Origin of the sequence: Paenibacillus sp. MMS20-IR301 (assembly GCF_032302195.1) — a bacterium.
Lineage (GTDB): Bacteria > Bacillota > Bacilli > Paenibacillales > Paenibacillaceae > Paenibacillus_AQ.
Genome location: NZ_CP135275.1, coordinates 5,544,137 through 5,567,594 on the forward strand (window position 1 = coordinate 5,544,137; position 23,458 = coordinate 5,567,594).

Here is a 23,458-nt window from a genome sequence, read left to right on the forward strand (position 1 = left end):
GTCTCCTTTAATAGCAGATTTTGTCGTACCCTATACAGCCTGTTTACTATCAATCTATCTCTTCCCTGATTGAAGCTAGTAAGATTACCAGCAGCACAAAGAGCGATTTATATATTAATATTCCTGCACTTCTGAGCGGTGTGGACTAGAACAGCATTCCGGCACCTGTCCGGCATAAAATCAGGAGACAACACAAAGAACTCTCCCGGTGCTGCCTAACCCGAAAGAGTTCTAATCCCTACTATGACGTTTTAGCCTGACTTTTACCGGATAATATACGATTTGACTCCTATCCGGGAGTAGATAGCTGTTTTGGCACTGTGTTTACCGTGGTTCCGCGGACCTGAACGCGCACTCAGCGAAGCGATATAGGCAAAATCCGGATGCAGCGCCTCATCCGCCAGATAGGCTGAAGTCCGGCTGCCGGGAACTCTTTCTTTATTGAGCGAGCTGATCATGGCAGAAGCGCTTTTGATGCCAAGACCATGCCCGTAGAAACGGTCTTCTGACAGCATAATCGCGTTCTCGCCCTGCCATTCCGGTTTATCCGGATCATGATCGGGGTTCTTGAAGTAGACGACATCGCCCGGCTGCCGTTCTGCCGGATTAAAGGTGGTGATCAGCTTCAGATTGCTGTCATAACTCCAGTCCCAGAGGAACAAATCGGTGAAATAGCGGTCGAAAGCCTCTTCCCCGATCATGCTGATGGTTGCCTTGTATAGAATCATCACCATTGCCATAGCGCACTCGAAGGCATAAAGCGAGCCATTGACGAAAATATCATTGACTGCGGCCGAAGGGCTTACCCCCGCCTTTAATTCAAACCCGCCGTTAGCCGTACGATTCCAATATTTCGGATTGCAGCGGGAATTCTTAAATGTCGAGAAATCGGTCCCGCCTACATTCATCCAGTTGGCTGCCGCAATAATTTCACTCCGCATTTTACTCTCAAACGCCGGATTTGCAGGAGTTGTGTATCCATACCCCACTCTGCTTCCCCCTTTCAGCTTCTTGCCATGAAATATAGGTTATTGTACGTGTCGGGCCGCCTATTGGTGCGGGGGAGTTTAGGCCGAATCAAGATTTCGTTACTTGAACCACTCATTCAGCCGGACTGTCTCCTCTGTCAGAATATCAAGGTAAATAGAGGTGCGGTAATCCGTCTCCTTCAGGCTTTGGCCGGTAATCTCCGCAATCCGGTTCAGCCGGTACATCAAGGTATTGGTATGGATATGCAGAAAAACAGCTGATTCCTTCAAATTTCCGTTCAGCGTCAGATACACAGCGATTGTCTTCAGGAAATCGCTCTTATGCTCACGGTCATGCTCCTTCAGCGGGTAGAGCAGCGAGCTGCGGCGCGTCCGGCTGCGCTTTTGCTCCAGTATGGCGGGGATGTAAGCCCAGAACCCCATTTCTTCATAGAGCAGCAGATGGCGGGCATGATACGGCAGCAGCTTCTTAACCTCAAGAACCTGCAGCGCTTCACGGTAAGCGGATGCAGCCGAGGTGTATTCCAGGTAACCCGGACTGCAGCCCGCCGCCAGCCCGCAGCCTTCACTGCTGCTTAAATCCCGGATCAGCTTGTGTACGAATGAGGCCAGCTGCCCGCTACCTTCCACCGGAAACACAAATGAGAATAAAATAATAAGCCGGTTCTGCTCGGCAGTCTGAAACAGCAGCCGCTGACCGGCATAAGCATCCACGATCCGGCGGAAGTTCTGCAGGAAATGCTCGTCCACCGGCTTGTCGCTTTCCAGCACCCCGATATAATAATTCTCCGGCAGCAGAATAGACCAGGCCTCCGCCTCCTGGCGGATTCGGGACTCACTCTCATAATGTGAGGTCAGCAGCTTCCAGAAGAAATCCTCGAAGGTCTTCTCCTGCTTTGTCTTCCAGCCGCGCTGCTTCAGCAGATAACGTCCGGCAATACCCGCAGCCTTCTCCACAATCCGTTCCGCATGTCCTTCAGCCAGATTCCCCCGGTCCACCACCCAGATATAGCCGAGGATCTCCTGCTGATGCTTGATGCACATGGCAAGCCTGGGGCCAAGCCCCACCTCCATAACCGCAGGAATACGGATGGGATGTCCGGTATTCTCCAGGTCGTGCATGACCCCTTTTTTGCGGAGGCCTATAATCACTGTATTGGGCACCCGTTTGCCGATAATCGTAGAGATGCGCGCAGGATCACTCTCAAACTGATGGGAGCTGTAGCCGATTACATGGTGGTTGCTGTCCTCAATTGTCACCTGTGACTGAAGAGATTCACTGATGGTATCCGCCAGGGATTCCATGCTGTCAAAAAAACGGTCAAATGCTGGCTCTAAATCTGTCAATATCCCCACCCCAACCCGAAGAATAACAGCTGCTTGTATGATCTGTGATTACATTATATTACTCCACCCTGACATTTGCCTATAGAAACATCCGGAAATGCGCAGGAAACCTGACATCATCCGCAACTTATAAAATTATAAAAATAGCCCGGTGATCGCTCACCGGACTGTCATGTGTTGCCCCTCTACTCTTGTATAAATCTGTAGGTTCTATATGTTAGATCAGAGTAAACTCCTGCTCTACTGCTCTCTCTACCGTGAAGTACTCTTCCCCAAGAGCTTCTGCCACGGCCTGGCAAGTGATTCGTCCGTTAGCTACGTTGACACCGCTCTTCAGGCCGGCATTGTCTTCGATCGCCTGGAACACACCTTTATTTGCAATTTGCAGCGCATATGGAACCGTAACGTTGGTTAAAGCAATGGTCGAGGTTTTGGCCACAGCACCCGGCATGTTGGCTACCGAGTAGTGCAGAACACCATGTTTCTCGAATACAGGATGATCATGAGTTGTTACGCGGTCAATGGTTTCTACGATACCGCCCTGGTCTATCGCCACATCCACGATTACAGAGCCCGGCTTCATCGCTTTGACCATTTCTTCAGTAACGAGCTTCGGAGCCTTCGCACCCGGGATCAGCACTGCGCCTACCAGGAGATCTGCCTCAGCTACTGCTTTGGCAATATTGTAAGGATTCGAGATCAGCGTACTGATCTGTGAACCGAAGATATCATCCAGCTGACGCAGTCTGTCTGCGCTCAGATCAATAATAGTGACTTCAGCGCCAAGGCCAATAGCCATCTTCGCCGCATTGGTCCCTACAACACCACCGCCGATAATGCTGACCTTACCGCGGCTTACACCGGGAACACCGGAGAGCAGAATGCCTTGTCCGCCGTAGTTCTTTTGCAGAAATTGTGCCCCGAGCTGTACGGACATCCGTCCGGCTACTTCACTCATTGGTGTAAGCAGCGGCAGCGTCCGCCCGTCTATTACCGTTTCATATCCGATGGCGAACACGCCTTTGTCCTTCAATGCAGCAGCAAGCGCCGGTTCGGGTGCAAGGTGCAGGTAAGTGAAGAGAATGAGGCCCGGACGGAAATAGCCATATTCGCTTTCCAGCGGCTCTTTAACCTTCATGACCATTTCAGCGGCTGCCCAGACTGCAGCAGCTTCGGCAATCAGCTCTGCTCCGGCTGCAGCATATTCTTCATTCAGGAATCCGCTGCCTGTGCCGGCACCGGCTTCAACCAGTACTTTATGTCCGTCTGCAACCAGGCTGACTACGCCGGCAGGTGTAATGGCTACGCGATTTTCATTGTTTTTAATTTCTTTAGGTACGCCAATGATCATTATTATTCGCTCCCGTCTTGTATAAATCTCTTATGTGAAGAATCATAACATACGTTTTCCTGCGGCATTTTGGTGAAAAAGAAAAACATTATCTGTCATGATTGTGTTTTAACACAATCCGCCTGAACATCACCCTGCGATAGAACGTTTCTTGCAGCTGAAGCTGAATTAAGCCGGAACAACAGAAAGGAGCGATCCCCCGGCGTACGGTGGACTCGCTCCTTTTTTGGGATTAGCGGAGAATCTGTTGTTGCAGTTTTTCCTTGAGCCATGACAGCTCACCCGTTCATATACAGGCTGTCCGGCGCCTTCACAGCTGCCCAGCCGTCAATCAGATAGGAGCCAAAGAACCTCGAGGCCGACGTGAACCCGGCCTCCTTCAGCAGCTGCTCCATCTCTTCGGCCGGAAGCGGGTGCGAAGTCACGCCGAAGCTCTGCTCGAAGGTCTGCCACTGCTCCGGTGCTATACCGTTTCCGAGCATATGCCGCCGCCAGCCCGCCATCTGCATCAGCCACGCAGATGAGCCCGGCTCCCCGTTGATGGCGGACATGCACAGCGGCGCTCCCGGCTTAAGCCGCCCGGCAATAGAACGGAGCAGTGCGAGCTTGTTCTCCCGCCCTTCCACAAAATGCAGCACCAGCATGCAGGCAGCAGCATCGTACTGCCTGCTGCTGTTCCAGCTGCAAATATCCGAATGATACAGCTCCACCCGGTCCATCAACCCCGCTGTGCCAAGCCGCTGCTCAGCGGTCAGGAGCATCCCCTGTGAAGGATCCAGACCGGTGAAGACCCAATCCGGATGATTCCGGCCGAGCGTCAGAATCTCCTGGCCGCCGCCTGCTCCGACGATCAGCAGTTCAGGACTTCCCTGCTTATGCAGGCACGCCGCCAGCAGCGTATCCATCAGGTCATACTGCAGCTGGTACCCGGGAATCTTCCGGCTGATATTAAGAACGTATTGATCGCCGTCCGCCTGCTCCCAGGGGCTGCACGCACTGCCCTTGCTGTCATTCATTACATCCCCTCCAGTGTGGTATATCGCTCATTATCAGGCCCGGGACCTGAAACCGCCATCCCACATAGCTGGGATTCTTACCCGTGAATTGAACATCACATTCACATCGTCAGCTCACTTGAAGCATGCATGACATTGAGCTGGTCTTTTGCGGCACCGACGGCGAAATCAGAAAGCTTTAAGTGGACAAACGTATCTTAAATTCATCCATTTTGCTTCTTTTAGGATTTTAATTGGATTAACGTCATTTATTTTCTCACCTTTTCTCTACTTTGGCCGATTTCCTGCAAATTAAGTGCTATTGTTCCAACTGCTGTTGACTGCCGGTAGCTCCGCTTCCTTAGCAAGTGGAGAAAATCCATTTATTTAAGCAATCAAACTTCTTAAGCCGCCCTATCACAGTGACTACATACAAGAAAAAGACACCGCGCGGGTGTCTTAAAATGTACTCCTCTAGAATTGTCATACTCTGAAAGGGGCCTGGTCTGCCTTGCAGCCCGCCCTGGTTACGAACCGGCTAACACCGCCAGCACCGTTTCCAGCACTACATTCACGCCCTTTTCACAGTCTTCATAGGAGGTGAGCTCCTCCTCGCAATGGCTTTTCCCCTTCACACTGGGTACAAAGATCATGGCTGAAGGCAGAAATCCGGCTACGAACTGGGCATCATGCCCGGCACCGCTGGCTATCTTCCGGCTGCTGTAACCCAGAGCTCCGGCAGCCTGCTCGACGAGTGCACAGATCTCCGGGTCGAACCATACCGTCTCCCGGCCCCACAGCCTGGTCTTCGCCACACCGCATTCCAGCAGCTCCTCCGGCAGGCCGTTAATAATTGCCTCTACCTCACGGACAACATCCATATCCTTATGTCTGGCTTCCACGGTGAAGATGACTTTATTCGGAATGACGGTATGAATATTCGGCAGCACGTTCATCCGCCCCATAGTGTATACCAGTTCCGAATCCAGCACGGCCAGCTTCCGCCGCAGCTCTGTTATAATGTCGGCAGCGGCAAACAGCGCATCCTTCCGCATATCCATCGGGGTCGTTCCGGCATGATCGGATTCACCGGTCACTTCAATCTCATAACAGGCCATGCCGACTACACAATCTACGAGTCCGATGGTGAGATTGTCCTTCTCCAGCACCGGTCCTTGCTCGATATGCAGCTCCAGATAAGCGGCTGCCTCCTTGATCCGGTTCGCCTCATCCCCTGCATAACCGCTCGCCTGCAGCGCTTCACCGAAGGTTACGCCCTCTGTATCCTTCTTGCTTAGCATCACTGCCTTGTCGAATTTGCCGGACAATACGCCTGAGGCCATCATCGACGGCTCGAAGCGTGCGCCTTCCTCATTAGTGAAATTCATTACGGTTACGGGCAGGCGCGGCTTGATGCCATGATCAACCAGCGTTCTGGCAACCTCAAGGCCGGCGATGACACCCAGCACACCGTCAAATCTGCCGCCCTTCTTGACCGTATCCAGATGCGAGCCGATCACCACGGGCGGCCCGGCTTCCATTCCGTCAAGTGTGGCGTACATATTGCCCATATCATCCACCTTCACATTCATTCCCAGTTCTTCTGCGCAGGAGGTGAAGTAGCCGCGCACAAGCACGTCCTGCTCCGATAATGACAAGCGGGTCACCCCGTTCTTGTCCGTCCGCCCGAAATCCGCAAAGGCTTCAATCGTCTGCTTCAATCGTTCACCGTTTACGAATAGCTGCTGCAGCTGCATGGTCCAATCCCCTCCGTTTCGCACACCCGCTTATATGGATTTATTGCTTTCTATTTATGTTATACCATTCATAATTATTGTCATTTTACATAATGTAATAATTATTTTTTATTATTGTTCACGTTATGTTATAACGTCATTGGGGTAGTCTGATAGAATATGAGCTGTCAGTAACTTAATTACAGGAGGGGTACAGAAAATGAATACCATTTTACGCAGCAGTGTGGCCGAAGCACAGATCAGTTCACTGGGGGCAGAGCTCGTCAGCTTCAAGAGAACCGACACAGGTCTGGAATATATGTGGAGCGGGGACGCTGCCTACTGGACAGGCCGTTCACCGGTGCTGTTCCCGATTATCGGCGCAGCCCGCGGGGGCGAGATTAGAGTGGAGGGGCAGACGTATAAGATCGGCAACCACGGCTTTGCCCGGCGCCGCGAATTCACGCTGGTCGACAGTGACGGGAGCCGCGCCGTCTTCCTGCTCACCTCTGATGAGAACACACTTGCCAGCTATCCTTATAAATTCAACCTGTTCCTTACCTATGTCCTCAGCGGCAGCCGGATTGAGATCAGCTACCGTGTGGAGAATGCCGACGAGGGGGATATCTTCTTCCAGATCGGCACCCACCCTGCCTTCAACTGTCCAATCGGCGGTGCAGGGGAGTTCAGTGACTATTATCTGGAGTTTGAGCAGCAGGAGAACCTGGAGCGCTTATTCCTTAACAAGACAGGCCAGCTCATCCGCGGCCAGGCTGATCCTCTTCTGCAGGGAGAGAACATCCTGCCGCTGAATCATGAGATGTTCACAGGTGACGCACTGGTCTTCCGCAATGTCGCCTCCCGGCAGATCGCACTGCGCAGCAAGCTGACTTCCCGCAGCGTGGTGGTCACTTCCGAAGGGCTTCCGGATCTCGGAGTCTGGCAGCCGCTGAACGCACCGTTCCTGTGCATCGAGCCTTGGCAGGGCGTAGCGGATTATGATGACTTTACCGGCTCCCTGAAGGATAAAGAAGGCGCGGTCCGCCTCGCTCCGGGAGAATATCATCTCAGCTCCCTCGCTATTGAGATTAACTAACATTGGTTCAATAAGTACACTATATAAGTACACTATAGTAGTATATACAACCTTTCTCTGCCAATAGTAAGCTTTACTTATCTTATAATCCCAACTTAATTTATATAAGCGGAAACGGCTGCGCCGTCCCTTAGGACGGGGTGTTTCAGCGAGAAATATAAGGATAAGTTATGTGTGAAACATATACATTCTTATATTTAAAATAAACGGGGGAGTTTAGATAAGGGAGTGGAATCCATGCAAGGATTGTCAGTGGCGATTTGTACGAGGAACCGGACACAAGACCTGACACGGTGCATTCATTCTATAGCTGCACAAGATATTGGCAGAGCGTACCCGGTTGAGGTCATTATTGTTGACGACGGCGAGACTCCAGTGCCGGTGCTTAGCGAATTTGAGCACTTACTGGCCGGATGCGGTTATCCAATGACCTATTACAGCAAGACAGACCGGGGGTTATGGCTGTCCCGGATCAAGGCGCTGGAGCTGTCCTCCATGGACAAGATTCTGTTCCTTGATGACGACGTCGAAATCCCCGGCCATTACCTGTCCACGTTAATTCAAACCTACGAAGATTATCCGAACTGTGCAGGAGTCGGCGGCATCGCCATCGGGATGAGCAACAGCTTTCTCGGGACGGTCCGCTGCCTGCTGTCCTTCCAGCAATCCCTGTCGAGCGGCAAGCTCTCCTTAAGCGGCCAGGCCGGATCTATGTACAACTGGCATAAGGCCCAGAAGATTTTCAAAACCGAATTCCAGCATGGTTGCAATATGTCCTTCAGAACGGCGGCCATCCGCAGCCTGAAGCCCGTTCCCTGGCTGACCAGCTACAGCGTCGGTGAAGATATTCTTATGTCCCGCATTGCGTTAAGCTCCGGCCCGCTATACATCAATCCCGCGCTGAAACTGCTGCATCACGAATCTCCGGCTTCCAGGGATAATCTCGAACATGTCGCCTATACCCGGGTACTTAATCATGTTCATCTGCTGAGGGACAAGCGTTCCGGACCGGTAGGCTACCTCGCGCTGGCCTGGACTACGCTCTATTTGATTCTCCGGGAGCAGCCCAAGAAGAATTTTGCCGCCATCAGAGGGTATAAGAAGGGGCTTAAAGAGATTTTTGGCCGGCAGACTGCACGGTAATCGTGAACCATCCGGTTATCTCCGGGAAAGGAGCAGGGTTATGAGCATTAGCATAGTGGTCCCCATGTACAACCTGGAACGTTACATCACTCCGTTGCTTGATTCTCTTCTGGGCCAGAGCGGGACCGATTTCGAAGTAATCCTGGTCGATGACGGCTCAAAGGACAACACCTACAAGACAGCTGAGGCCATACTGGCACGGAATCCCGGCCTGAGATCCCAGCTCATCCGCACGGATAATTCCGGCGTGAGCGCAGCCAGGAATACCGGGCTTGCCGCTGCCGGCGGTGATTATGTGCTGTTCCTCGACGGGGATGATTATGCCGCCAGCGGGCTGGTAGAGCATATTGAGCTTCATACGCGCAGCGGGGCTCCGGATATTATCTGCTGGGGCTACAGCCTGGTCCGGGAGGATCAGTCCACCATTGTCAGCTTTACTTCAGCTGCAGGCGACACTTCGGGGAGCGAGGCTTTGAAACGGGTGTTTGTGCAGCGGAGCCTCCGGATCTGGACTGGCAGCATCGCCTTCAGACGCAGCTTCCTGCTGGAGCATGGCCTCCGCTATACCGAACGCTGCGTGAACGGGGAGGACCAGGAATTCATCTACAAAGCCCTCGCGCGGGCCAAGCGGGTCGTCTCCCGCCCCGAGGTGCTGTCCTTCTATGTGCAGAGAGCGTCTTCCATCTCCGGCACCTATAATGTGAATAAATTCGATATGGTTGCCGCCTTCAAGCGGACCGAGGCCTATTTCCGGGCTCATCCGTTTGAAGGGACACCTGAGGTCTCCGAGCTGCTGCTCGGCCGGGAGCTGACGGAGAACTTCTTTTATAACCTTAAGACCTGCCTGAACGGCACTGCCGGAACACATATCAGCCGCCTGCTCCAGGACATCGAGGCCCGTTATCCCGGACTCCTGCAGGAGCTGCGGCCGGTGATGCGCGGGTACCAGGGCGGTGACCGCCAGCTCACCCTGCAGATCAAAGCCTTTTTATTCTCGCCGTCCGTGTACGGCTTCCTGATTGCCGTGGACCGCGGCTATATCCAGCTCAAGCAGAAGCTCAGAGCACTCCTGGGCAGAAAGGAAATCAAGCTATGACCAAGACCCTAATGATCGCTGCATATACGGAATTCAATCTGGGCGACGACTTGTTTATTAAAGTGTTATGTGAGAGATATCCGGATACCCGCTTCAGGCTGATTGCGCCGCAAGCTTACAAGCTTGTCTTCAAGGAGCAGCGGAATCTTAAGGTATACGCCTCGGACTCTGTACTGCTGCGGGGAATCAATTACCTGTTCCGCAAAACGAAACTGCATCCGAATTTCGTGCAGAAGCTGCTGACAGAGAGAAGTGACGGGACGGTGCATATCGGCGGGTCCATCTTCATGCAGGGCGAGGGCTGGGAAGAATATGTGGCCAATGCCGAGAACCTCCGTAATAAAAGCAAACCGTATTTCCTGATGGGCGCCAACTTCGGTCCTTATCAGGATGAGGCTTACTACCGGAAGTACAGGGAAATTTTCCGTGAATATGCCGATGTCTCCTTCAGGGAGCAATATTCCTATGATCTGTTCAAGGATCTGGGGAATGTGCGGCTTGCGCCGGATATTATTTTCCAGCTGAAGTATAGTGCCGCTCCGGTTCAGGCTGCTGAAGGCAAGATCCTGGCCATCTCGGTAATCAAGCCCTCAGCCAAGGCTCTGCACGGCTATGACAAGCTCTACTATGACAAAATGAAAGACATCGCCGTCCATTTCATCCGGCAGGGTTATGCCGTTCACTTCCTGTCCTTCTGCCAGCACGAAGGGGATCAGGAGGCGATCGGACAAATTCTGAACCTGATTCCGGCGGAGCTTCAGGCCCATACCCATGCCCACTTTTACAGTACAGATATCAACGCGATTCTTGCAGTGCTGGCCGGGGCAAGCTGCATTATCGCCTCCCGGTTCCATGCCATGATTCTCGGCTGGGTCTTCGGCAAACCGGTATTCCCGGTCGCGTACAGCAGCAAAATGGTCAATGTGATGCAGGATGCCCGTTTCGGCGGCGGATATACCGATTTCAAACATCTGGCTGAGCTGACGGCAGAGCAGGTGTATGCGGGCATGGCAGCCGGTACCCTGGATGTGATGCTGCAGGCCAATCAGGCGGAGAAGCATTTCGAGCAGCTCGATGCTTATCTGGAGCCGCAGCCGCTGCTGGAAGGGAGAAGAAGCTATGAAAGCTAAACGGAGTATGCTGAACCTGGGCTTCGGCCTTACCAGCCAGATCATTACCATCGTCCTCGGCTTCTTCATTCCCCGGCTGATTATGGTGAATTACGGCTCTGAGGCCAACGGCCTTATTGCCTCCATTGTGCAGATTATCAGTTATTTCGCCCTGCTGGAGGCCGGCGTAGGGGCAGCCTCGCTGCAGGCGCTATACAAACCGGTGGCGGGCAACAACCGCAGGGAGATCAACTCCATCCTGGCCGCCACCGCCAGCTACTACAAAAAAACCGGCATCTACTACTTCATCTCAGTCGTGCTGCTGGCGGTCATCTATCCGCTGGTCATTCACTCGGAGATTAGCAACATCAGTATTATGGCGATCATTCTCTTCTCCGGCCTCGGCGGAGCAATCAATTATTATTTCCAGGGCAAATTCCGGGTGCTCTTAATCGCTGAGGGCAAAAGCTATATCGAGACCTCGATCGTCACGGTGGCTAACATCCTGAACAATGTGGTACGGATTGTCCTGCTGCTGCAGGGGGTCAACATCATTGCTGTCCAGGCCTCATTCTTCGTGCTGACCCTGCTGCAGATCGTTGCCTTTTATATTTATGCGAAACGACATTATCAATGGATGGATCTCAGCCTGACCCCGGATTTCAAGGCCATCGGCCAAAAAAACTCGGTCATGGTGCATGAAATTTCCTATCTCGTCTTCCGTAACACGGATGTGCTGATCCTGACGATTTTTACGAATCTGAAAATTGTCAGCATCTATGTTATGTATAACATGATCTTTACGATCGTCGATAATATCGTCCAGACCGTTAACGGCAGTATCAAAGCAGCGCTCGGGCAGAGCTACCATGAGGGCAAGGAAGCCTTCGTTAAATTCTATGATGCCTATGAGGTCTATTTCATGGCGCTGATCTTCTCGATCCTGACCGTTGTCTACATTCTCATTCTGCCGTTCATGCGGCTGTACACTGCGGGGGTCAATGATGTCAACTATATCAACTTCTGGCTGCCGGTTCTGTTCGTAGTGATCAAGCTGCTGACCAATGCCCGTACTTCGTCAAATAATCTCATTACGATTGCCGGACATTTCCGCAATACCCAGTTCCGTTCCATTCTGGAATCTGCCATCAACCTCGGCGCTTCCATTGTATTCGTTATTTTCTTCGGCATCTATGGTGTGCTGATGGGGACTATCGTCGCCCTGCTCTACCGCTCCATTGATATTGTAGTGTATGCCAGCCGCGTGCTGCTGGAGCGCAGCCCCTGGGTTACCTTCCGCCGCTGGCTGACGAATGCTGCTGTCTTCGCAGCGATTGTATTTGTTACGACCAAGCTCGACTTGAGCATCACCTCCTATACAGGCGTGATCCTCTGGGGAGCACTGCTAGGCATAATTATTCTGCCTGTCTATTTCCTCATCGGCTCCCTGGCTGAACGGGAGGTCTTCCTCTACACCTGGAGCTATGTCAAAACCTTCCGGACCAAGCTTAAGCGTAAGGTGGCGGCGGGGCAGACGTTATGAGTCTCACCAAACTAAGCCCACGCTTCCGAAGCCAGTTTTGTTACGAAGTATGTTCAGGAAGCTCAGCTCACAAAACTAAGCCCATGCTTCCGAAGCCAGTTTTGTTACGAAGAAGAGTCAAGATGTTCAGCTCACAAAACTTTAAGGAGGACTGAATATGGATCACAGCAGAGATTTGCAAGAGGCGGGGCGGCAGCTGCTGCATCAGCTGAGTGATGATATTCATCATCCGCCTGCCGGGGGGCTGACCCGTGAAGAACTTATACGCAGGAGCAGGCAGATCAGCAGCACCACCGGTGCGGCCATCAAGGAGCAGCTGGATACGTTAACCGGAGTGCTCGATGCCTTTCTGGCAGGCAGGGCATCCGAAGATGCACTGCGGTTCTATACCAGTACGCAATATAAGATCAATGTGAATGAGCTTGCAGGGTTCATGCCTGGGCTGCGTGCGCTCAGCGGGGGAGCGGCCGCGGATGATTTTGCTGATGCCGGGAAAATCCTTTCAACCGCTGACCCTTCCCCCTGCCCGAAGATCAGCGTAATTATCACTACCTACAACCGTCAGGCCTTCCTCAAGCAGGCGGTGGACAGCATTTTGCAGCAGGATTACCCCCGTGTTGAAGTTACTGTAATCGACGACTGTTCCAGCGACGGTACAGAGGAGATGATGGCATCAGCCTTCGGCGGGGAGCCGCGTGTGATTTTCATGCGGAATAGGGTGAACAGCGGACCCGGCAATAACCGCCGTAAAGCGCTCGCTGCCCACGGGGACGGACAGTTCATCCTCTTCCTTGATGATGATGACTATCTCATTGACCGCAGCTATCTGTCCAAGGCAGTACTGGCTCACCAGACCCATCCGGGGCTGTCCTTTGTGGCGGCTAATGTGTTCCTGGAGTATTCCAGGTCGCAGAAGCTCACCCTCTCCAGTCTGGGGCTAAACCCCGTCACGGATAAACACGATTACTTCATGAACTTCGAGCAGCAGGGTTATCCCAAGCCCGCCTCGACCTTAACCGCACTGTTCAGCCGTGAGGCCCTGATGAGCATCGATATTCTAAATATGAAAATGGTCAACGATGCCTCCATCTACCTGCGCGCACTTTTGACCGGGGATGCCGGATTTATCGATACGCTTGCCGGTGTATACCGGATTCACGGAAATAATATCACCTTCAATCTCAGCCAGTCGTTCCTGATTGAGAACCTGGAAGAGAAGCGTAATATCCGTAATATGGCAACCCAGCGCTATGGCTACAGCAAGCCGGAAATGTCGGAATGGTTCAACCATAATGTATACGATACAATCTCTTATTACCTGATGAACTCTGCCCAGAGCCACACCGATTTCAAGTTCATGTACAGCTGGGCAAGCATGCACGCTCCTGAAGCGTACACAAGGCTGAAGCGTCAGTTCCGCACTAAGCTGATGAAAAAGCAGCTGCTCCGCGTATCCTTTGTGCGCGCATTGTTGAACCGGTAACGTCAGATTTCCCTCAGCCGGGCATCAAGCAGACGGAAGGTCTCCTCCAGCACAGGCCTGGAAACCCCGCTGTAGAGATCCCCGATACTCAGCTCATATGAGCACGAAGCTTCGCCGGTTTCTTTGAGCCGCCCCGTCAGCCCGATACCCGTCTCTTCATAAACCCGGATCAGCACCGGCGCAAGCTGCTCCCTGGAGAAGGCGAAATGTACATGGAACATATTGGAGACCGGCACCTCCGGCAGAGTAGATACCTTATGACAGCCGTTGAATAAGGCAGCAAGCTCCTTGGCCTGCTCATAATACCCGGCCATCCGGCCGATTCTCTGCCGGTAATAATATTTAGCCGGAAGAATATACGGATAGAGGCTGATCAGATCCCCGCCGTGGCGGCGTTTCCAGATCTTCGATTCCTCCGTGAATTGCCGGCTTCCAGCCAGAATGGCTCCCGCAATGCCGCCGATACCTTTATAGAAGGAGATATACACGCTGTCGAACAATTCACACACCTCTGCTGCTGTCTTACCGTAATAGGGCAGCACCTCGAACAATCTTGCTCCGTCAAGGTGGAGCATAATTCCCTGCTCACGGCAATAGGCCGAAATCGCCTCCAGCTCAGCATACTCCGGCAGCTGGCCGCCGATCTCCCGCTGCGGCAGCTCCAGCAGCAGGCAGGCGGTCCCCGCTCCCATCTGTTTCACATCTTCCAGCGTAATGAGCCGGTTAGGGTCCGCCAGCAGCAGCGGCTCAAGATGATGCAGCTCCTTAAGTCCGTCCTGCTCATGAATCTCCAGGTGGCAGAGCGGGTGATACGCCACCTGTCTGCTGCCCTTGCGGTCACACCAGATCCGCAGGGCAATCTGCTGCGCCATCGTCCCGCTGGGGAAGAATACGGCACTTTCCTTGCCGAGCACTGCGGCCATCTCGGCCTCGAACTCCCCGATGACCCGGCCCGCTCCATACATATCACTTGCCAGGCTGCCCTCCACTTCAGACAACGCTTCTGTGAGTACCGCTATGTCTCTGTTTCCGTGTCCTGCCAGCTTCACCGGCGCCTTATTAAAGGCTTCCAGTAAGACATTCTGTTCATTCATTCTGCTGATCTTCTCCCTTCCTTGTTGAATCTCGATTTAGACGAATATTTAAAATTATAGCATTTTCCACAGAAATATTTGATTTATCAAAAAGTTCACGTTATATCCCCTGAAGCAAGGTGAAATAAGTCGGGCGCTGTGCTACAATATTGGAATTGCAAAGGCAATTGCTTAGGGAGGTTTATAATTACACCATGCTTATTATTGGTATCGCCGGCGGGACCGGTTCCGGCAAAACAACAGTAGCCCGCTCCGTCATTGAGCGTCTTGGTTCAGACAAAGTAACGTTCATATCTCAGGATAACTACTATAAAGACCATTCTTACCTCAGCATGGCTGAACGCGGCGCAATCAACTACGATCATCCGCTGGCCTTTGACACGGAACTGCTGATAGAGCATCTGGATTGTCTGAAAGCCGGACAAGCCGCCTATGCTCCAGTGTATGATTTCACCGTTCACGCACGTTCAACCGATAGGACTGTTGAGCTTGCGCCGAACAATATTGTTATTCTTGAAGGACTTCACGTCTTGTCCGATGAGAAGCTGCGTGAGCAGCTTAACATCAAGGTATTCGTGGATACCGACCCGGATGTACGCATTCTCCGCCGGGTGCTGCGGGATATTGAGGAGCGCGGCCGGACGATCCGTTCCATCCACACCCAATACCTGACCACCGTCAAGCCGATGCATGAGGCCTTCATCGAGCCATCCAAGAAATACGCTGACCTGATCATTCCGGAAGGCGGACAGAATGAAGTCGGCATCCAGCTGCTGTCCGTATTGACCGAGAAATATTTGTCAGGTGACCAGCAGTGGGACTAAGCAGGGCATTCTGCTGATACCATAGTTGTACACATTCCCACCCCGAAACATATACATTTTTAGCTTTGAACAAAAGCCGCCCGGCTAGCCGGGCGGACAGGCTGCCGAGAACGTATCGGCAGCCTTCTTTATGTGCCTCCAAGGCGGACCAGTCGGGCCGTTTTCGCCCTATTTAGGGGCACTTGTGCCCCTCTTTCAGCCAGTCGGGGGCAGCCCGCTCTACTCACTTGGTCCTTAACGAAGACACTAACACTCACAAATATCATCATAAGTCATATTATATGACGCAAAATTTTAATTTTAGTGAAAAATGCTTGTGTTCAGCAGCTTTTTTATTCAATTTGTCATATTTCTTTACTGGTAGCGCTTTATAAATAAAATAATTGTTGATTATTCCTCTTTCATCTACTATGCTTAATGAAGAAATGCGATTATAAAGTTAAAGCGATTAAACTTTGTCTTTTATAATTGTACGTTTTTCAGCATTTTGTGACTTTTATTTGCATTAAAAGTTAAAGCGTTTATACTTTTAAAAAGGAAGGTGGACTGGTATTTCGTGATTAAGAGCGAGACCCGGCGGCAGACGTTCTACATGTATCTGTTTATTTCCCCTTGGCTAATCGGCTTCCTTATTTTCGCTCTCTACCCCATCCTGTCGTCGCTATACTACAGCTTCACCGATTATGACATTATCCATCCGCCGAGGTTCATCGGTCTGGCCAACTACAACGAGATGTTCCACAATGAGCTGTTCTGGCGGTCAGTCAAAGTCACCCTGAAATATACCTTCATCAGCGTGCCGGTGCAGCTGCTGCTCGGCCTCGGCTTCGCCCTGCTGCTGCATCAGGCCATTCCCTGGCGCGGATTCTTCCGGACGGCGATGTATTTCCCCAGTATGGTCTCCGGCGTGGCCATGTCACTGCTCTGGTACTGGATTTTCAACCCGCAGATCGGCCTCTTCAACTATATGCTTTCCTGGTTCGGCATTCCCGGTCCGGCCTGGCTGATGAGTCCCGACACCGCGCTGTACGCCCTGATCATCATGTCCTTCTGGACAGCGGGCTCCGGCATGATCCTCTTTCTGGCAGGCCTGCAAGGCGTCCCGGCCAGCCTGCTCGAGGCCGCGAAGCTTGACGGGGCAGGACGGCTGCGCATCTTCTGGAACATTACGCTGCCGATGATCTCCCCGGTGCTGCTGTTCCAGCTGATTATGGGGTTGATTGATTCCTTCCAGGTCTTCACCCAAGCCTTCGTCATGACCCAGGGCGGACCCAATTACTCCACCTGGTTCTACGTCTACAATCTGTACACAAGCGCCTTCAAGGAATACCGCGCCGGCTATTCTTCCGCACTAGCCTGGATCCTGCTGCTTGTGGTCATGCTGTTCACGGCGGTCATTATGAAGCTGTCTAACCGTTACGTTCACTATGAAGGAGGCAGCCGCCGATGAGTACCGTGAAGGCCACCAGCCCGCTCTCTCCAGCTTCCCGCCCGCACCGGAGAGTGAAGCCCGTCACCATAGCCAGCTTCATTGCACTGGTCATTACCACCTTCCTTATGCTGCTGCCGCTGTTCTTCATGGTCTCGACTTCGCTGAAATCTAAGCGGGAGATGCTGAAGTTCCCGCCGACCTTTCTGCCGGAGAGCTGGGCCTGGAGCAACTATACGGAGATTTTTGATACGCTGCAATTCGGCACGCTGTACAAGAACAGCCTGATTATCGCTGTACTCTCCGTATTCGGCACCCTGCTCTCTTCGGCATTCGTCGCTTACGGCTTCGCCCGGTACCGCGGGCGCGGCAACAGCTTCTGGTTCATCCTGCTGCTGAGCACCATGATGCTGCCTTATCCGGCAATCATGATTCCGCAGTTTGTACTGTTCTCCAAGATGCAGTGGATCGACACCTTCCTGCCGCTGATTGTACCCGCCTTCTTCGGCTCGGCGTATAACATCTTCCTGCTGCGGCAGTTCTTCTCCACGCTGCCCGAGGAGCTGTTCGATGCCGGAAGGATCGACGGCTGCGGCGAGCTGCGGATGTGGCGGACCATTGCGCTTCCGCTGTCCGCACCGGCGCTGGCGACGGTCGCAATCTTCGCTTTTATCTACAGCTGGAATGATCTGCTGACGCCGGTGCTCTACCTGAGCTCATCCGAGAAATTCACCCTGCCGGTCGGCATGGCCTCGCTCACTTCATCACGGTTCCGTATTCCGCCGTGGCATCTGCTGATGGTTGCCTCTGTGCTGGCTATGGTCCCGATTGTCACCCTGTTCGCCATTGCCCAGAAGCAGTTCGTGGAAGGCATTGTACTGACCGGCATCAAGTAACCAAGTACGTTCAAATTACAATACTTGAGATTATGGAGGGATTGAACAATGAACAAGAGTATGAAGAGCAAGCGGCCGGCAGTGGCGCTTATTACTGCACTGACCGTAATGGCAGCATTATCGGGCTGCAGCGGCGGCAAATCAGCGGGCAATGTGGCAGCGGGGAACAGCGGAGCAGGGGGCAACGGCGGCTCCGGGGAGCAGGTGACGATCTCCCACTATACGATTGATTCGGAGGACCGGGCTTTCATCGAGAAGCTGATACCTGATTTCGAGAAGCAGCATCCGGGCATCAAGGTTAAGGTGGAGAAAGCTCCGTATGAGCAGTTCGACAGCAAGCTGCAGACGCTGATTGCCGGCGGTAATTCTCCGGATGTCACGAGCCACTACGGTTACGGCGGTTTCGCCGAATATTATAACAAAGGCATGCTGCTTGATCTGACTGACCTGATTAAGGAAGACGGGTTCAAGGCGGAGGACTACCATATCCCCGGCAACCTGATGAATATCTATACCGTAAACGGCCATACCTACGGCATTCCGGTCAATATGTATGTCACACTGATGCTCTACAATAAGGATATGTTCGATGCCGCCGGTGTCGCCTATCCGCCAAGTGATTATGAGGATAAGAGCTGGACCTTCGACCAGATGGTGGAGGATGCCAAGAAACTGACCAACGTCTCGGACGATATTGCCAAAACCCAGTACGGCGTTGACTTTACCTGGGCTGAGCGTGATATGCGGCCGCTGTATTTCGGAGCTGAGCCCTACTCTGCGGATACCTGGACTAACGGCGGCGTGCCTTCGGAGACCTATTTCGATTCCCCCGAGGTTATTGCCGCTTACCAGAAGCTGTTCGACCTTGTATTCAAGGATAAGGTATCCCCGACCAGCGAGTGGAGTAAAAGCGTGGCCGGACAAAACGGCGATCCGTTCGTCGCAGGCAAAATCGGCATGTCCATCGGCGGTTCTTGGAACCTGGCCGGAGCCAATGACTTTCCGTTCAAAATCGGCGTAGCCGCAGTACCTTGGGGCGGTAATGAGCAGGTGCGCAGCACGCTGTTCGTCGATCCGCTGCTGATTCTGAAAGATTCGAAGCATCCGAAGGAAGCATTTGAGTGGATCAAATATTTGCTGACCACCGAGATTCAGGAGAAATCGATCGAGCTGAGCGGCGGGAATCCGCCGGTGAATACGGAAGCGGCTGAGGCCTATTACAAGCATTTTGACGGAATCGATCCGGCGGATGTGAAAAAGGTCTATGAGGGTGCGGTGAAATACGGCTATGAATCCTATAACCATCTGATCACCAACTACTCGCAGATTAACGATATGTTCATCAATGAGCTGCAGCCTGTGGAGACCGGGCATAAGACGCTTGAAGAGGTTATGCCGGTTATTCAGAAGAAGGTTACCGAGATTATCGCAAGATAAACAGATTAGACCATTATACGTTTAGCGCAACTCCGGCGCTCCCTGTATACTGAAGATAGTGAACGCAACGGAAAATCTGCAGCGAGGAGCGCCCCTAATGAAAGTGAGTATTTTGGATGTAGCCAAAAAATCCGGGTTATCCGTAGTTACCGTATCCCGGGTAATCAATAATGCCGGGTCTGTACGGGAGAACAACCGCCAGAAGGTGCTCGCCGCGATCAAAGAGCTCGATTACCGCCCGAATGCCGCCGCCCGCAGCCTGGCCAGCGGCAAGACCGGCATTATCGGCCTGATTGTAACCACCCTCCAGGATTCCTTCTTCGATGCAGTAGTCAAAGAACTGAATGAGATTCTGGCGCTGCACGGCTATTTCCTGGCCATCTCCATCTCCACAGGCATCGGTTCTGATGAGCATCATTACCTGATCCAGGAGGACCGGGTAGACGGATTGATTCTGCTCTCGCCGATGGAAGAGGATAATTATATTATGGAGCTCAAGCGCCGGGGCATTCCTTATGTGCTGATTGACAATCAGCAGCCCGAGAATGACAGCTACTCAATTACCGTTAACAACTTCAAGGGCGGGTATACCGCCGCCAGCCATCTGCTGGAGCTGGGGCACACCTCCATTGCCCATCTGAGCGGAAGCGAGATGTTCCGCAGTACCCGGGAGCGCCGGACAGGCTTCCTGCAGGCACTGCAGGAGCAAGGGATCACCCCGTTCCAAGTCGTGCCCGGCGATTTCGAGATCAATGCCGGCTATACCACTGCGAAGCGCTGGCTGCAGGAGGGCAAGCTGCCGACAGCTGTATTCGCCGGAGATGACAATATCGCTCTCGGGGTAATTAATGCCCTGATGGAAGCAGGGGTCCGGGTACCGGAAGAAGTAGCCGTAGTCGGTTACGACGACCACTACATCGCTTCCCAGCTCCGCCCGCATCTGACTACCTTAAGCCAGCCGGCGGACAAGATCGGGCTCGCCGCTGCCGATATGCTGCTGCGCAGGTTAAGCGGCGAGATGAAACGCGGTGCAGGCATCCGGATTGACCCGGAGCTGATTGTCCGCGAATCTACGAAGACATCTTAAACTAAGCGTATGCTTTCCAAGCAGTTTTGTTCAAGATGAGATTTCAATGAGGCTCTGCTCACCAAACTTTAGGAGTGACAAACATTGGCTTATTACTTAGGCATCGATGCGGGCGGCAGCAAGACCTACGCCCTGCTAAGCGATGAACACGGCCATATTCTCGGTAAAGGCCGGAGCGGCAACGGCAATCATCAGACTGGAGCAGAGCAGGCGGCCTTCAGCATCCGCGAAGCTGCATCTGCTGCACTGGCTGAATCCGGACTCCGGCTGGACCAGGTCCGGCATACCTATCTGGGTCTTGCCGGGGCTGACCGCAAGACCGATTATGACATCCTTCATCCGATGATACAGGGCATCGGGTTCACAAGGTATACGATCAACGGCGATACAATGATTGGCCTGCGGGCGGGAACGGACCGCCCTTACGGGGTTGCCCTGATCTGCGGCACCGGCACGAACGCCGCCGGGCGCAACCGTCAGGGCCGGCACTACCAGTGCGGCGGCTTTGATTATATGTACGGCGATTTCGGCGGCGGCGGTGCGCTGAATGTCGAGGTATTCCGTACCGTCATCCGCGCCTGGGACGGCCGGGAAGCAGCCACACTGCTTACTGCACCGCTGCTGGAGCTGCTCGGCTATGAACAGGTGGAGGACATGTACAATGACTTCCTTGACCACGGCAAGGGGGTCCCGCTGGATGCCGCCCGGCTGCTGTTCCCGGCAGCAGCGGAAGGCGATGCCGCCGCTCTCGCCATCCTGCACCGCCAGGGGATGGAGCTCGGCAAGTCAGCCTCAGCTGTAATCCACAGGCTGGATATGGAGCAGGAGGTATTTGACGTAGTTCTCGCCGGAAGCCTGCTGACCCGGGGAGACCAGGGCTGGATCACCAGCCCTATCAGGCAGGCTGTAATCGAAGCAGCACCAGGTGCTGCCATTGTTACTTTGTCCACCGAGCCTGTAGTCGGTGCACTCTGGTCCGCGCTTGAGAGTGACGGCATCACGATAAGCAATGACATTTATGGGCAGATGCGCACCTATCAGGAATTCGAACACATCCCGACCACCACAAGACAGGAGTGAGTTATCTTGACAGCTAAGCAAGGTCTCAAAATCGCTGTAATCGGCGGAGGTTCTTCCTATACACCGGAACTCGTGGAAGGTTTCATCCTGCATTACAAGGAGCTTCCGGTCCGCGAGCTGTGGCTTGCAGATATCGAGCCCGGCCTGCGCAAGCTGAATATCGTCGGCGCCCTGGCCAAACGGATGGTGGAGAAATCCGGCCTGCCTATCGAAGTGCATCTTACCACTGACCGCCGCGCAGCCATTGCCGGCGCGGACTTCGTCAGCACCCAGATCCGTGTCGGCATGCTGGATGCGCGCGCCCGGGACGAGTCGATTCCGGTGAAGTACGGCGTAATCGGCCAGGAGACAACCGGCCCCGGCGGCATGCTGAAGGCACTGCGCACCATCCCCGTCATCCTGGGCATCTGCCGGGATATCGAGGAGCTGGCTCCGGACGCCTGGCTGCTTAACTTCACCAACCCCGCGGGCATGGTTACTGAAGCAGTGCTGCGGTATTCCAAGGTGAAGAGCATCGGCCTCTGCAACGCCCCTATTGGACTAATCAAACAGGTATCGGCCAAATATAATGCCGCACCGGACCGGATCTATGCCGAGTTCGTCGGCCTTAACCATCTGCACTGGATCACCCGGATTGATGTGGAGGGTGAGGACAAGCTGGATGAGATGCTCGCGGACACCGCCGGCTACAGCGCAAAGAATGTTCCGGCCCGGGAATGGAACCCCGAATTCCTGCAATCCCTCCGTGCCCTGCCTTCTTATTATCTTAAGTATTTCTACATGACCGATGCGATGCTGGAAGAGCAGCTGGAGGCAGTCCGGAGGGGCGAGAACCGCGCGGAGGTGGTCAAGCGTGTGGAAGAAGAGCTGTTTGACATCTACGGCAACCTGGAGCTGAGTGAGAAGCCGAAGCAGCTCGAGCAGCGCGGAGGCGCCTTCTATTCCGAAGCTGCGGTTAACCTGATGCGCTCATTGTACAATGGCACAAATGACATCCAGACCGTCAATGTAGCGAACCGCGGCATTCTGGAGTTCCTGCCGGAGGATGCCAGCATCGAGGTCAACTGTGTGATCACCAGAACCGGCCCGCTGCCGCTGCCGCTGACCAAGATTCCGCCGATGGCCAAAGGGCTGATTCACGCGGTTAAAACCTATGAGCAGCTTGCCATTGATGCTGCTGTCACCGGGGACCGGAGCCTTGCGCTTCAGGCGCTTGCCCATCATCCGCTGGTTCCATCCGTTGAGGTGGCCATCGCCATGCTGGACGAGATGCTGGAGGCGAATAAGGAGTATCTGCCGGCCTTTTTCAGCTAGGAGGCGACCTCTGCTTCCTTAATTAAGCAACCAAACGCAAATTCATATCTTTCACTTATTTCTCTTTCCCTTAGGCACGTATGAAGACTGTCCGATCCGTAGAACACCGCTATGGATTAGTGCAGTCTTTCTGCGTTTAAATGTCACAAGTTATTCTGCCTTTTCCCCAAAACTTCAAGAATTCGATAACCATCAGATGGACGACCAGAATAAGGACCAACTGAATAAACTGTTGGAATTAATGTTATGCAGAAGTTAATAATGTTGAATACACCAACAGCAAAAACTAAATTTTCAAAGAATGAGCCTAACAAATACAACCTTTTTGGTTAAACATAAAGCAGCGAAGGCATGGCCCATTTCATGAAGAAACACAGATATAGGCACTACAATTATATAGAAAATAAGC

General features: G+C 53.1%; 19 protein-coding genes. 13 read left to right on the forward strand and 6 right to left on the reverse strand.

Annotated features, from left to right (window positions below; genetic code table 11):
* Positions 1–263: 263 nt before the first annotated feature.
* From LOS79_RS23605 to LOS79_RS23625, 5 genes are all read right to left on the reverse strand, one after another.
* Positions 264–989, reverse strand: a complete 726-nt coding sequence (locus LOS79_RS23605; protein WP_315412789.1) for a protein-glutamine gamma-glutamyltransferase — start codon at positions 987–989, stop codon at positions 264–266.
* A gap of 99 nt (positions 990–1,088) precedes the next feature.
* The gene (locus LOS79_RS23610) at positions 1,089–2,336 is read right to left on the reverse strand and encodes a PucR family transcriptional regulator (protein ID WP_315412791.1); all 1,248 of its coding nucleotides are present in this window, start codon (positions 2,334–2,336) and stop codon (positions 1,089–1,091) included.
* Between the two features lie 217 nt (positions 2,337–2,553).
* On the reverse strand, positions 2,554–3,687 hold the full coding sequence (gene ald, locus LOS79_RS23615; protein WP_315412792.1) for an alanine dehydrogenase: 1,134 nt from the start codon (positions 3,685–3,687) through the stop codon (positions 2,554–2,556).
* A gap of 278 nt (positions 3,688–3,965) precedes the next feature.
* Positions 3,966–4,703 (reverse strand): class I SAM-dependent methyltransferase, encoded by a 738-nt coding sequence (locus LOS79_RS23620; RefSeq protein WP_315412793.1) that lies wholly within the window; start codon positions 4,701–4,703, stop codon positions 3,966–3,968.
* Between the two features lie 506 nt (positions 4,704–5,209).
* Positions 5,210–6,439 (reverse strand): Zn-dependent hydrolase, encoded by a 1,230-nt coding sequence (locus tag LOS79_RS23625; RefSeq protein WP_315412795.1) that lies wholly within the window; start codon positions 6,437–6,439, stop codon positions 5,210–5,212.
* 199 nt (positions 6,440–6,638) lie between these two features.
* On the opposite strand from LOS79_RS23625, the gene LOS79_RS23630 reads away from it, so the two are divergent.
* The 6 genes from LOS79_RS23630 to LOS79_RS23655 all read left to right on the forward strand — a co-directional run bounded on the left by LOS79_RS23630 (position 6,639) and on the right by LOS79_RS23655 (position 13,888).
* Complete coding sequence (locus LOS79_RS23630; RefSeq protein WP_315412797.1) at positions 6,639–7,514, forward strand: aldose 1-epimerase family protein; 876 nt, start codon at positions 6,639–6,641, stop codon at positions 7,512–7,514.
* Between the two features lie 237 nt (positions 7,515–7,751).
* Positions 7,752–8,657 (forward strand): glycosyltransferase family A protein, encoded by a 906-nt coding sequence (locus tag LOS79_RS23635; RefSeq protein WP_315412799.1) that lies wholly within the window; start codon positions 7,752–7,754, stop codon positions 8,655–8,657.
* A gap of 40 nt (positions 8,658–8,697) precedes the next feature.
* Entirely contained in the window at positions 8,698–9,753 is a 1,056-nt protein-coding gene (locus tag LOS79_RS23640; protein WP_315412801.1) for a glycosyltransferase family 2 protein, read from the forward strand.
* Positions 9,750–10,883: a polysaccharide pyruvyl transferase family protein gene (locus LOS79_RS23645; protein WP_315412803.1), complete on the forward strand. Its 1,134-nt coding sequence runs from the start codon at positions 9,750–9,752 to the stop codon at positions 10,881–10,883. The genes LOS79_RS23640 and LOS79_RS23645 overlap by 4 nt, the downstream gene beginning before the upstream one ends.
* Positions 10,873–12,405 (forward strand): lipopolysaccharide biosynthesis protein, encoded by a 1,533-nt coding sequence (locus tag LOS79_RS23650; RefSeq protein ID WP_315412805.1) that lies wholly within the window; start codon positions 10,873–10,875, stop codon positions 12,403–12,405. Before LOS79_RS23645 ends, LOS79_RS23650 begins: the two co-directional genes overlap by 11 nt.
* A 157-nt stretch (positions 12,406–12,562) precedes the next feature.
* Positions 12,563–13,888: a glycosyltransferase family 2 protein gene (locus LOS79_RS23655; protein ID WP_315412807.1), complete on the forward strand. Its 1,326-nt coding sequence runs from the start codon at positions 12,563–12,565 to the stop codon at positions 13,886–13,888.
* 2 nt (positions 13,889–13,890) lie between these two features.
* Here LOS79_RS23655 and LOS79_RS23660 read toward each other — a convergent pair whose 3' ends face one another.
* Positions 13,891–14,982 (reverse strand): threonine aldolase family protein, encoded by a 1,092-nt coding sequence (locus LOS79_RS23660; protein WP_315412809.1) that lies wholly within the window; start codon positions 14,980–14,982, stop codon positions 13,891–13,893.
* A 194-nt stretch (positions 14,983–15,176) separates the two neighbouring features.
* On the opposite strand from LOS79_RS23660, the gene udk reads away from it, so the two are divergent.
* The 7 genes from udk (at position 15,177) to LOS79_RS23695 (ending at position 23,049) form a co-directional block, all read left to right on the forward strand.
* A complete protein-coding gene (udk, locus tag LOS79_RS23665) occupies positions 15,177–15,806 on the forward strand; it encodes a uridine kinase (RefSeq protein WP_315412810.1) in 630 nt (209 codons plus the stop codon).
* Positions 15,807–16,398: 592 nt separating this feature from the next.
* Positions 16,399–17,256, forward strand: a complete 858-nt coding sequence (locus LOS79_RS23670; RefSeq protein WP_397386809.1) for a carbohydrate ABC transporter permease — start codon at positions 16,399–16,401, stop codon at positions 17,254–17,256.
* Positions 17,253–18,131, forward strand: coding sequence for a carbohydrate ABC transporter permease (locus LOS79_RS23675; protein ID WP_315412814.1), 879 nt, complete (start codon positions 17,253–17,255; stop codon positions 18,129–18,131). The genes LOS79_RS23670 and LOS79_RS23675 overlap by 4 nt, the downstream gene beginning before the upstream one ends.
* A gap of 48 nt (positions 18,132–18,179) precedes the next feature.
* Positions 18,180–19,568: an ABC transporter substrate-binding protein gene (locus tag LOS79_RS23680; RefSeq protein WP_315412816.1), complete on the forward strand. Its 1,389-nt coding sequence runs from the start codon at positions 18,180–18,182 to the stop codon at positions 19,566–19,568.
* A gap of 97 nt (positions 19,569–19,665) precedes the next feature.
* Complete coding sequence (locus LOS79_RS23685; protein WP_315412817.1) at positions 19,666–20,655, forward strand: LacI family DNA-binding transcriptional regulator; 990 nt, start codon at positions 19,666–19,668, stop codon at positions 20,653–20,655.
* Positions 20,656–20,739: 84 nt separating this feature from the next.
* A complete protein-coding gene (locus LOS79_RS23690; protein WP_315412818.1) occupies positions 20,740–21,735 on the forward strand; it encodes an N-acetylglucosamine kinase in 996 nt (331 codons plus the stop codon).
* Positions 21,736–21,741: 6 nt separating this feature from the next.
* A complete protein-coding gene (locus LOS79_RS23695; protein ID WP_315412820.1) occupies positions 21,742–23,049 on the forward strand; it encodes a 6-phospho-beta-glucosidase in 1,308 nt (435 codons plus the stop codon).
* Positions 23,050–23,458 lie beyond the last annotated feature (409 nt).

What these genes read in the sequence shown, in the direction of transcription:
- LOS79_RS23660 (WP_315412809.1), bottom strand. Translation starts at nt 14,982, where the DNA reads ATGAATGAACAGAATGTCTTACTGGAAGCCTTTAATAAGGCGCCGGTG.
- LOS79_RS23640 (WP_315412801.1), top strand. Translation starts at nt 8,698, where the DNA reads ATGAGCATTAGCATAGTGGTCCCCATGTACAACCTGGAACGTTACATC.
- ald (WP_315412792.1), bottom strand. Translation starts at nt 3,687, where the DNA reads ATGATCATTGGCGTACCTAAAGAAATTAAAAACAATGAAAATCGCGTA.
- LOS79_RS23680 (WP_315412816.1), top strand. Translation starts at nt 18,180, where the DNA reads ATGAACAAGAGTATGAAGAGCAAGCGGCCGGCAGTGGCGCTTATTACT.
- LOS79_RS23630 (WP_315412797.1), top strand. Translation starts at nt 6,639, where the DNA reads ATGAATACCATTTTACGCAGCAGTGTGGCCGAAGCACAGATCAGTTCA.
- LOS79_RS23645 (WP_315412803.1), top strand. Translation starts at nt 9,750, where the DNA reads ATGACCAAGACCCTAATGATCGCTGCATATACGGAATTCAATCTGGGC.
- LOS79_RS23675 (WP_315412814.1), top strand. Translation starts at nt 17,253, where the DNA reads ATGAGTACCGTGAAGGCCACCAGCCCGCTCTCTCCAGCTTCCCGCCCG.
- LOS79_RS23655 (WP_315412807.1), top strand. Translation starts at nt 12,563, where the DNA reads ATGGATCACAGCAGAGATTTGCAAGAGGCGGGGCGGCAGCTGCTGCAT.
- LOS79_RS23635 (WP_315412799.1), top strand. Translation starts at nt 7,752, where the DNA reads ATGCAAGGATTGTCAGTGGCGATTTGTACGAGGAACCGGACACAAGAC.
- LOS79_RS23670 (WP_397386809.1), top strand. Translation starts at nt 16,399, where the DNA reads ATGTATCTGTTTATTTCCCCTTGGCTAATCGGCTTCCTTATTTTCGCT.
- udk (WP_315412810.1), top strand. Translation starts at nt 15,177, where the DNA reads ATGCTTATTATTGGTATCGCCGGCGGGACCGGTTCCGGCAAAACAACA.
- LOS79_RS23620 (WP_315412793.1), bottom strand. Translation starts at nt 4,703, where the DNA reads ATGAATGACAGCAAGGGCAGTGCGTGCAGCCCCTGGGAGCAGGCGGAC.
- LOS79_RS23650 (WP_315412805.1), top strand. Translation starts at nt 10,873, where the DNA reads ATGAAAGCTAAACGGAGTATGCTGAACCTGGGCTTCGGCCTTACCAGC.
- LOS79_RS23685 (WP_315412817.1), top strand. Translation starts at nt 19,666, where the DNA reads ATGAAAGTGAGTATTTTGGATGTAGCCAAAAAATCCGGGTTATCCGTA.
- LOS79_RS23625 (WP_315412795.1), bottom strand. Translation starts at nt 6,439, where the DNA reads ATGCAGCTGCAGCAGCTATTCGTAAACGGTGAACGATTGAAGCAGACG.